The organism is Barnesiella sp. CU968, from assembly GCF_905219685.1.
Classification (GTDB): domain Bacteria; phylum Bacteroidota; class Bacteroidia; order Bacteroidales; family Muribaculaceae; genus Lepagella; species Lepagella muris_A.
The window spans coordinates 1-9495 of record NZ_CAJMXD010000081.1; the positions used below are offsets into that span (position 1 = coordinate 1).

11 protein-coding genes are annotated in these 9495 nt (G+C 46.5%); 4 read left to right on the forward strand and 7 right to left on the reverse strand.

Going from position 1 to position 9495, the window contains the following annotated elements:
- Positions 1-141: 141 nt before the first annotated feature.
- Entirely contained in the window at positions 142-540 is a 399-nt protein-coding gene (locus tag JX312_RS04875) for a hypothetical protein (protein ID WP_164916459.1), read from the reverse strand.
- 153 nt (positions 541-693) lie between these two features.
- Here JX312_RS04875 and JX312_RS04880 point away from each other — a divergent pair, with 153 nt between their 5' ends.
- The 4 genes from JX312_RS04880 (at position 694) to JX312_RS04895 (ending at position 3667) form a co-directional block, all read left to right on the forward strand.
- Positions 694-1044 carry a hypothetical protein gene (locus tag JX312_RS04880; RefSeq protein ID WP_204457239.1) on the forward strand — a complete coding sequence of 117 codons (351 nt, stop codon included), beginning with the start codon at positions 694-696 and terminating at the stop codon, positions 1042-1044.
- 126 nt (positions 1045-1170) lie between these two features.
- Positions 1171-2139: a hypothetical protein gene (locus tag JX312_RS04885; protein ID WP_204457240.1), complete on the forward strand. Its 969-nt coding sequence runs from the start codon at positions 1171-1173 to the stop codon at positions 2137-2139.
- On the forward strand, positions 2127-2906 hold the full coding sequence (locus JX312_RS04890) for a hypothetical protein (protein WP_204457241.1): 780 nt from the start codon (positions 2127-2129) through the stop codon (positions 2904-2906). Before JX312_RS04885 ends, JX312_RS04890 begins: the two co-directional genes overlap by 13 nt.
- A complete protein-coding gene (locus JX312_RS04895) occupies positions 2906-3667 on the forward strand; it encodes a metallophosphoesterase (protein ID WP_204457242.1) in 762 nt (253 codons plus the stop codon). The genes JX312_RS04890 and JX312_RS04895 overlap by 1 nt, the downstream gene beginning before the upstream one ends.
- 183 nt (positions 3668-3850) lie before the next feature.
- Here JX312_RS04895 and JX312_RS04900 read toward each other — a convergent pair whose 3' ends face one another.
- From JX312_RS04900 to JX312_RS04925, 6 genes are read right to left on the reverse strand one after another with little or no spacing between them, the layout of a single operon-like run.
- Complete coding sequence (locus JX312_RS04900; RefSeq protein ID WP_369809663.1) at positions 3851-4087, reverse strand: formylglycine-generating enzyme family protein; 237 nt, start codon at positions 4085-4087, stop codon at positions 3851-3853.
- A complete protein-coding gene (locus JX312_RS04905; RefSeq protein WP_164916456.1) occupies positions 4081-4242 on the reverse strand; it encodes a hypothetical protein in 162 nt (53 codons plus the stop codon). Before JX312_RS04905 ends, JX312_RS04900 begins: the two co-directional genes overlap by 7 nt.
- Before the next feature lie 10 nt (positions 4243-4252).
- On the reverse strand, positions 4253-5080 hold the full coding sequence (locus tag JX312_RS04910) for a GLPGLI family protein (protein WP_204457243.1): 828 nt from the start codon (positions 5078-5080) through the stop codon (positions 4253-4255).
- Complete coding sequence (locus JX312_RS04915) at positions 5077-7695, reverse strand: carboxypeptidase-like regulatory domain-containing protein (RefSeq protein ID WP_204457244.1); 2619 nt, start codon at positions 7693-7695, stop codon at positions 5077-5079. The genes JX312_RS04910 and JX312_RS04915 overlap by 4 nt, the downstream gene beginning before the upstream one ends.
- The gene (locus JX312_RS04920; RefSeq protein ID WP_124030851.1) at positions 7692-8552 is read right to left on the reverse strand and encodes a GLPGLI family protein; all 861 of its coding nucleotides are present in this window, start codon (positions 8550-8552) and stop codon (positions 7692-7694) included. The genes JX312_RS04915 and JX312_RS04920 overlap by 4 nt, the downstream gene beginning before the upstream one ends.
- A 2-nt stretch (positions 8553-8554) precedes the next feature.
- Positions 8555-9436 (reverse strand): GLPGLI family protein, encoded by an 882-nt coding sequence (locus tag JX312_RS04925; RefSeq protein WP_204457245.1) that lies wholly within the window; start codon positions 9434-9436, stop codon positions 8555-8557.
- Positions 9437-9495: the final 59 nt, after the last annotated feature.

The window sequence follows — 9495 nt, forward strand, 5'->3', positions numbered from 1 at the left end:
TCAAAATTGATAAAATTTGACACATCGCCTTTATTTTAGCCGGATGGCGAGGATGCTGTCAGAATGGTCCGGATGGTAGGCGGCTGAATGACACATCCTCATTTTTGCAGGATGTCGTGTAGAAATATGTATACGACCGGGTTATTTTGCATTGTCAAGGAGCATGCGCGGTGATTCGAGTATAGGGAGGTTTGATTCGGTTGGAATGTAAATCACCGTTTTGTCGTTTAGATTGGACTGCTGACGCACCCAAAGATATTGGATGTATGTGGGCGTGATGCTTCCGTTCTCTATGCGGATTGCTTCCGCAGCACCTTTAGCCCTCTCCACTTCTGCCTGTGCATTCAGTTTTTCGGCTTCAAGATTAGCCTTGGCTTCCTCTATTTTTATTTTCCTGTTCTGTTCGGCTTTTGCAAACTCCGCGCGACCTGCCATTTCCTGTTGCCATACGTTATACCACGGCAGTAGAAACGCTGCGCCTATTATAACTGCGGCAAGTATTGCCGCTCCCAATACGATGGCTTTGATGTTCTTTTCCATTTTATCTATCTTTATGAATTGAATGTGTTGATGTCGGTTTAAAGCACCAGAGGCATAGACTCATCATATTGCAAAAGTAGTGAAATTCCCGAATCCGGCAAAATTCATTTCCCTTATGATGTTTTATCACCAATATCGACACTGAAGAAAAGATTGTCTTTCCCTGGCATAAAGTCGGCAAGGAATACAGTTTTGCGCATCTGCCGGACTCTTGACCGCAATCAGAAGGCTTATGAGAAACGTCCCCGCTCAATCGAGGTTCAGGTTAAATGGGCGAATCCCACACCACCGAAAGAACAGGCATCTGTGCTTGAAGAGGGTGTCGGCATGACGGTCGGTGCGTCGGCGAGGATTTGCAGCTGTGGGTGGAGCGCAACCTTTACAAACTCTCCGTTGCTGGGAGCGGAGCGACGGTTATCTTGGATTGCCGGACAATCTTCAGATTGTGGCCAGCTTCGGATGCTATCCCAAAAACATTGGCCGACTGTTTCCGTCGTTCCATGACTTCCCGATGCGCCAGTGCATTTCATTTCATTCATAATCCATTTGGGGTGTCTATAATTTTGTATTTCCATATATTATTATTACTTTTGCATCGTTTTAATACACTATTAAAATGTAGCAAAAAGAATGCAGAGTATTCAGCTCAACATAATTGGACAGAGTGTTCAGCTCGTCAAGCGTTCCGCAGATGAGTTGAGTGGTCTCAATATGGGAGAGAAGCTTTCGCTTGACTTTTATAACGGAAATTTCAGAGACACAAATCTATTGTTCGTCAAGCCAAAGGGAGCCAACCCCACGCCTCGGAAATGCGCAATCGTTTCCGAACGACTGTCACAGTTGTTCGAGATGCCCGTTGTCTTTATCCTTGCTCCCGCAATGACTTATGAACGACAGCGTCTTATGGAGAAGGGTGTATATTTCGTGATGTCTGAAAAATATGCCAATCTTCCGATGCTGGTGGCTATGGAAAAGGTATCATCAAGGAAGATTCCCTCTCATCTTACACCGGTGGCACAATACCTGCTGCTATATCATCTTCAGGTGGAGAGTATCGAAGGTAAATCAACCAAAGCCATTGCCTCACTGATGCCGTATTCCTACGAAAGTGTGTCTCTCGGACTTACCTGTCTGTCTGATTTAGGCTTATGCGTAAAGGTGGCGCTTGACTCCAGAAGCAGGGCGGTCAGTTTCAAGAGTAGAGGAAAAGAATTATGGGAGGCGGCAGAAAAGTATGTTGTCAATCCTGTTGAACGGCGTGTTTATTGTGACGCATTGAACTCTGAAAGGAAGTTTCCGGTATGCGGGATAAACGCGCTGGCTCATTACACTGCTCTTAATCCGGATGCAGAGCGATGGGTTATGATGACTGGCAAAGATTTCAAAGATATGGATGCTGACGGTTCAGTCTTAAATCCCAACGAGTTTGACGGCAATATAATAATTGAGATATGGAAATATCCGCGTGTATGTCGCAAACACGATTCAGAAATGTATGTGGACAGACTGTCATTGGCGCTATCTCTGAGGCATGACGAGGATCCGCGAGTAGAGGAAGAAGTAGAACAACTGATTAAACAAGTGAAATGGTCGGATTAGACAGATTCAAAGAGGCTTTTGCCGAATTTTTAGACAACTATGTGATTATAGGCGGTACTGCCTGCGATATAGCCATGACCGGCACGGCTGTCAGACCCCGCGCCACACACGACATCGACATGATTGTTGTCGTAGAGAACATGACTCCCGAATTTGGTAAAAGATTCTGGGATTTCATCAAGGAAGCCGGCTATCGTCCGGAACGACGCAAGTCTGAGGTCGGTGAACCGACAAAATACGAGCTGTATCGTTTTGTCGAAGGGAAGCCGGAATATCCTGAAATGATAGAACTTCTCTCCCGACATCCCGACGTGCTTGGAGAACCTCATGGCCTGGTGATAGAACCGCTGCCGATAGACGGCGATATGTCGAGTCTTAGCGCAATCATAATGGATGACGATTTCTATCATTTCACAATAGCCAACAGTACCCTTACAGATGGAATCAGACACGCTTCCCCGGTTGCTTTGATAGCTCTTAAAGCCAAGGCATATCTAAACCTCCTTTCGGATAAAGCGCGGGGACTGCATGTGAACACGCGCAATATCAAAAAACATCGCTCTGACGTAATGAAAAGCGTTGTCATAGTGGAAGAAGACAGTGTTTCGGCGCCATCGTCTGTGGTTCAATGCGTCAGGGAGTTTGTCGCGGTAATCAGAAACGATTATGAAAATCTTGCTCCAGCATTGGCAAAAGCTCTCGATGCAGAACCTGAACTCGTCGGGCAACTGCTTGAACAATTGGAAATTCTTTTTGTGGAGGAATAATGAAAATACAATACGCATCAGACCTGCATCTTGAATTTGCCGGGAATGCAAGCTATCTCAAACATAATCCGCTAAAAGTAGCGGGTGATATTCTTATTCTTGCCGGTGATATAGGGTATTTAGGAGATCAGAACTACAGCCGACATCCGTTCTGGGACTGGGCATCCGAGAACTACGAGCAGGTCATTGTGGCTATGGGCAATCATGAGTTCTATAAATTTTTTGATATTTCAACACTGGATAACGGACACATCCTTCAGATACGCCATAATGTGGCTGCGTACTATAACCGTGTCATTTCCATCGGCGACACCGACATCATAGTATCTACTCTCTGGTCTGAAATTCCTCGTGAAGAAGCCGCTTTCACGGAGCAGGTGATCACCGATTTCAGCCGCATAATGTATGGCGAGGATTTGTTGACATTCGCTGATTTTAACAGAGAACACAGGAAATGCCTTGATTTTGTAAAATCAGCAGTATCCGCCAGCAATGCCCGGCATAAGATTGTGGTGAGCCATCATGTCCCTTCATTCAGGATGCAATGTCCCAAATTCAAGGACAGCAATGCGAATGGAGCATTTATCGTTGAATTGGAGGGTTACATAAAAGAGAGTGGTGTGGACTTTTGGATTTATGGACATTCGCATTATAATGTGGATGTAAGGATTGGGAGAACTCTATGCATATCCAATCAGCTCGGATATGTTTTCAACAATGAACACCTGACCTTCCGAAATGACGCTTTCATTGAAGTGTAAATGTCCCATACTTCATGAATTAAACATACAGGAATCCCCGACAGCTCATTGCTATTATGAACTGCCGGGGATTGTCGTTCAAATCAGTGGCGGGAGTGGTATCCACTGCAGCCGTTATTGGCATTTGCTTTAATAAAATGTCAATACATTAGTTTCTTACTCTAATGAAGATCATTCTGCCAATCAAAAACCTATATATTGAGATTTGAAATTCGGATTGCTTACAGATCGGCATCCTGGTTTATTATATTCCGGCAGATTCCCGAAACACCCACCGCGCAGTATCTTTCCGGTTTCAGATTTATTTGCTCCTTTTGGATTCTTCTGCGGTTTCTTTGAGTAATGACCGTACCAGTCCTGTACCCATTCGGACATATTGCCGCCCATATCATATATACCAAGTTCATTGGGATTCAACAACCTGATTTGATGTGTATGCTTATCAGCATTGTGAAAATGCCACCTTCCACTTCAACCATTTCTATTTCCGGAATGACTGTCGGCTCTTTTGCGCTGACGGCAATTGAAAAGACTATTGCAAGTGTAGCAGGTATTATCAGAGAAAATAATCTCATCTCACTCTAATTAACGATAATCCGTTTCTATAAAATCTCCGCCCTTTGATACCTTTGATAAGGTTTCGGGTGAAATTTCCACTTTAATTCCCTTGGCGTTAAGATGTCCCATAGGATTGTCGCGCATGGCTCTCATTGCCCGTAGTATTGCTTTACGATCTCGTTTCTCATACGTATCTGCTCCATATACACCACTTATTTCCTTGTCGGAATTCTCAATTCCGTCAGCTATGTAGCCAAGTCTGCCTTCTCCGGTTCTGACCTCAAGAATCAGTCCGGGTAATCCGTGGAATTTCCATGGTCCGTCCTGAATCGGAATCTCAGGAGTGAACCATGCGGTCCAGTGACGACCATGATAATCTGTATCGGCCTTTATACACTCGTAGCCGAGTATGGTCTTGGTGCTGTCGCCGATTTCCCAAACCATTTCCGAGTAGGGTTCTGTGTAATACACAGGCTCGTCAGTGCCTATCACATCATAGACAGTGATAGTGGAATCTGCCGCTGACTTCACGACATATAAAGTCTCTTTTTTACGAGGCAGTTTATTTACGTCTATACCGCCTTGCGCTATCATCGCCTGCAACGCTGCCTCCTGGGTCTTTTTGAAGTTGGCAAGCCCTTCGGGCGTTGATGTCAGCGAATCTATCTCTTCGGAACATGGATTAAAAAATTTTGACTGTCCAGCATTTGCAAGAAGATGATATTTGTTGCCTCTTTCCATTCCGTTTTCGTAGAAAGATATTTCCGAATAACTGACCTCGATGTCAGCCTTGTTCTGTGCCATTGCAGCCATCGCCGCAAAGCACATGAAGATTGATGTGTGTAATCTGTTCATTTTCTGAGAGATATTGAGATTAGCAGCTCTCTGCCACGGAGCCAGCGCTGGCTCTCAAAGGAGGTGAGCTGATTGTATGTCGTGTAGTTGTAGGTGCGCTGATTGAAGATATTGCTCAACGATGCGGACAGCTCAAGTCGCTTGTTGAGCTTGTAGATTACCTTAGTGTCGAGAAGGAACACGTTTTTGAACTGGTCGGCGGTTAGCTCGTTGCGGTAATGTTCGCCGCTGATGTGCCATTCCCATTTCTTGTGGGGCATGATGTTGAGCAGAAGCTCGTTCTCCATATTGCCGAGCCACGAGGCGTTAATGTCGTTCATGGACATACGGCTCGATGCCCACTCGAAACGATAGTCGAAACTGAACCAGCGGAGGGGCGCGCCGTTGATTTTAGCTCCGACCGACCAAGACGTGCCGACCGAGTTGACGTTGGTATTCTCAGAAATCAGGTGCGACTCATTGCGGCTGAACGAGCCGTTGATATTTGTGCTACCTCGCATGAAGTCAAGTGTCTTGCCTATGTTTCCGCTTGCCATGAGCATCCGCCCGTCGCTTTTGGCATCGGTGTAGGAATAGACCACATAGTCGCCATAAAGCTGCTGCGCCAGTGTGTAAGGTCGGCGGCTCCATGACTGCATCACCCTTGCGTTTGCGAATATACCGCGACGTGTATGTTTGTAAGAAAGGCTGCCGGATACCCGTTGAGAGGATGAATTATAGAAGTCATCGACACCACGACTGAACGAGCGGTAATTAGTCATCACATATCCGGGCTGAATCATGTTGAGATCCATCGGCGAACGTCCGGTGCCACCGCTTACGCTCATCGAGAAGCGGTTGTTGGGTTTCCAGTTCATGCTCAGTGACGGTGAGAAATAAACCTCGCTACGGTTGGCAATAGCCTTGTCAAAAGTATAATGAGCAAAGCTGACAGGAGCACTGAGCGAGAAATTCACTCGTTTTACCCAATACTCAAATTTCGGGGTGGCATATACCGTGAGATAGTTTGTGTTCAACACATTCACAGTCTCTCCCGGTATTTCCTCAGGCATGTCGGGCAATTCTGTGTTGAGGGTGCGGAAATAACCCTTGACACCTCCTTCAAGACTGATTGTTATGCCTTTAACTGAAAAGGCATAAGCCGCGCTCTCGTTGGTATAGAAAGCATGGTCTTTGACCTGCTGGCGCATAAGCCTTTCATTCATCGACACGGAAAGCGTCTGCGGCAGTGACTCCCATTCGTTTTTGCTTATGAAAGTGACGAGGTGTTTACCGTTGAAACGCTTGATGATTTTGAAATCGTTGCCGACATAATAGTCGGGAAGCGATGCAGTCTGGTCGTTTGGCAATGAGCCGGTGACACCGAGGCGCACGTCATCCCAGTCGATATTGGTTTTCAGGGTGTTGTTGATGAACGCAGTCTTCTGGTTCAGCTCATAGATAAACTTGCCAGACAGCGAGTGCGACCGGTCAACGCCGTTGCGGTCTTCGACAATAACCCGGTTTCCACCGTCCCCGTAGGGACGCGACATGTCGCGTCCGCCAAGTCCATCCAGAAAATAGGTCGTTACGTTTGCCGCCTCAGCGGTGACTCGGTTGAAAGAATAGTCAATCTGCGCCTTGACCTCACCGCGCCCCAGTTTCCACAGCGCATTAGTTGAAACAAGTGCCGAGCGGTTAAACAGCGTACGTTTACGGCTGAGGTTAGGCACACCGGGGAGCGACACACCGACATAACGGCTCAGGTCTGTACCCCGTCGAGAGGCAAAGAAATCCGTAGCCTGTGCCGAGAGATCTTCGCCGATGTTGTTGGTTTTGATAGTGGTTATGTTCTGAAAGTTTGGCATAACAGCCATTGCAAACAGCTCGCCATCCCATATCGCACCGTCGGGCTGCCATGAATAACCGCCTCCGGCATCGCCGTGGAAACTCCACGTTGCCTTAGCCTTGTTTTTCAGTTTGAGGTTGATAGCCGCCTTGTCTGAGAAGGATATACCCGACAGCACCTGCATCGGCTGATGGTTCTCCATCACCTCGACCGCCCCCACATCCTCGTGGCTTATGCCGTTGGTGGCGATGCCGTATTTACCGCCGAGCAGGTCGGAGCCTTCGATATAGAACTTGTTTATGTACTCGCCTTGATATTGTATCTTGCCGGATTGCTCCACATTGATACCCGGCATACGTTTGAGCACATCACCGATAGAGCGGTCCTGAGCCTGGGCAAAGGCACTGACTCCATAGGTGATCGTATCTCCCTGTTCCCGTATGCGGTCAGCCTTAACTGTTACCTCTTTCAGCAATGTAGAACCCGGTTCCATATAGACAGTCAACGGAAATTTCACGCTATCAAGAGGAATAGACTGCTTGGCGAAGCTCATCATCGACACCTCAAGACGGCAACCGGCAACCGACGGCAGCGACATAGCAAAGCCGCCGTTGCCCTTTGACGTGGCATATTTCTTTATCTTGCCGTCCGCACCCTTGACTATGACGGAAGCCCCGGTCAGTGGCTCGTTGCTCTCCTTGTCAACGACCGTACCTGACACATTAACCTGTGCCACGGCACTCACCGAGACAATCAGGCAAAGCATATATGCGAGGAGACGGTTCATAAGTCGTGGGGATAGTTGGTTTCCTCTTTGTCGTAGTGGACAATCCTTGGTTTGTTGTCTTCGGGTGTGGCTTTGGGTCCTACGCCGTAGGCAGCGTTCATTTTTGCCCCAAAATTGGAATGATTGTATTTCCACCAGTTGTTGAAAAACTTGTCGCGGGTCACAGTGGAATATCCTTTTCTTTCATCGTATGTAAAAATTCCGACTTCGGAGTTCGGATTTTGAGTTAGTCCGTCTGCCTCAAAACGATACTCCTCTTTATTATCGTATGCCTCAAGAATCAGGCCCGGGAGTCCGCAAAGTTTCCACGGTCCTTCTTGGACAGGTATTTCCGGAGCAAACCATGCCGTCCATTTGCGTCCCCGATAATCGGTAACGGCCTTGAAGCACTGGTAGCCGATTATCTCTTTCGACTCATCCAATATTTCCCATTTAGGTTTTTCCCAGTCTTCGGTATATTGCCAATGTTCCATATCGAAATAGGCACGTTCTGTAACTTTTCCGTCAGGGATATTCTTGTAGATATAGTTCCAATAGTGACCAGATAGCAACTGTGTATCATCTCTTTTGTCACTCATTACTCTCGCCCTGTCAATTTCCCAAAATGTAGCCGGATCCACAGCCATGATGGAATCCTTCCATAACCTTTTAGCCCCCAAAAACACCGATTTGTCCTTGCCGACACGAAGAATCACCGGGTCTTTAAAGAAACGCGACGTCCGCATTGTCGTATCATACACCTCAATTCGGGTATAATGCACTTCGAGAATCGCTGGCTCCGCATCCTTCACCCATTTGTCGGCATTGGCTGTAATTGCACCAATAGCCAGAAATATGCAAGCAAATATTCTTTTCATAATCAATGATAGTCGGTTTCAGGAAAGTCAATATTTTGTGTATTGGATTTAGGTGGTAAGGGTGCATCCATTTCCACCTTGCTGCCATCGGGCGTGTCCATTATCATGGCTCTTGAATAAGCTGCTGATCCTTTACGATAAGCAGCATAAGCCTTGAGCATGTCGATTCTGTTCATCTTCTCATATTCCGTGTTGAAAACTGGAAAAATCGGCTGTGAGCTTGTTTCAATTCCGGTGACAGTAAAGCAATGTTGGACAGAAGGTTCACTTGCCTCCATAATAAGCCCCGGAAGTCCGCAAAATTTCCATGGTCCATCCTGCATAGGAATTTCAGGAGTAAACCACACTGTCCATTTTCTTCCATGAAAATCGGTTGTTGCCATGATACATTGATAGTCCAGGATTGTTTTTGTGCTGTCTTCCACTATCAACCAATCTATTTCGGAGAAAGGCTCGTCATAATAGCCGCATTCACCCATCCCGGCTTGATCATATGTAGTAGAAACAGATTTTGCAAAATCCTTTGTCACATATAAACGCGAGTGATACACCACACCGTCCATAGCGCTACGATCACGATTTTGCACATATGCTGCTGCCGCAGCATCAAACATCTGCCTTTCCTTTGCTCGCCCCGATGGTGTGGAAAGCAACGAATCCCTATACTCTGTGCTTGGACAATAAAATTTGCTTTGCTCCTGATTGGCAAGTAGGATAAATGGTGTATTTTTCTCAACCACGCCGTCACCGCCACGCAGAAACTTATTGTAATAATTATATCCCACCTTTATTTTGGCACGGGGATATTCTCTTTTCTTCTTCGCACTCGCACCGAGAGCGAAGAAGAAAAGAGCTATTATTGTGATAAACCTGAGGGCTTTCATTGTTGAATTTGATTAGAATACGCAAAGTTAGTCATTTTTTACGATGTCACTAGTGTCTC

Excerpts from the sequence above, each read along its gene's own strand:
- JX312_RS04905 (WP_164916456.1), bottom strand. The coding sequence starts at position 4,242 with ATGAGATTATTTTCTCTGATAATACCTGCTACACTTGCAATAGTCTTT.
- JX312_RS04920 (WP_124030851.1), bottom strand. The coding sequence starts at position 8,552 with ATGAAAAGAATATTTGCTTGCATATTTCTGGCTATTGGTGCAATTACA.
- JX312_RS04915 (WP_204457244.1), bottom strand. The coding sequence starts at position 7,695 with ATGAACCGTCTCCTCGCATATATGCTTTGCCTGATTGTCTCGGTGAGT.
- JX312_RS04925 (WP_204457245.1), bottom strand. The coding sequence starts at position 9,436 with ATGAAAGCCCTCAGGTTTATCACAATAATAGCTCTTTTCTTCTTCGCT.
- JX312_RS04875 (WP_164916459.1), bottom strand. The coding sequence starts at position 540 with ATGGAAAAGAACATCAAAGCCATCGTATTGGGAGCGGCAATACTTGCC.
- JX312_RS04890 (WP_204457241.1), top strand. The coding sequence starts at position 2,127 with ATGGTCGGATTAGACAGATTCAAAGAGGCTTTTGCCGAATTTTTAGAC.
- JX312_RS04895 (WP_204457242.1), top strand. The coding sequence starts at position 2,906 with ATGAAAATACAATACGCATCAGACCTGCATCTTGAATTTGCCGGGAAT.
- JX312_RS04910 (WP_204457243.1), bottom strand. The coding sequence starts at position 5,080 with ATGAACAGATTACACACATCAATCTTCATGTGCTTTGCGGCGATGGCT.
- JX312_RS04885 (WP_204457240.1), top strand. The coding sequence starts at position 1,171 with ATGCAGAGTATTCAGCTCAACATAATTGGACAGAGTGTTCAGCTCGTC.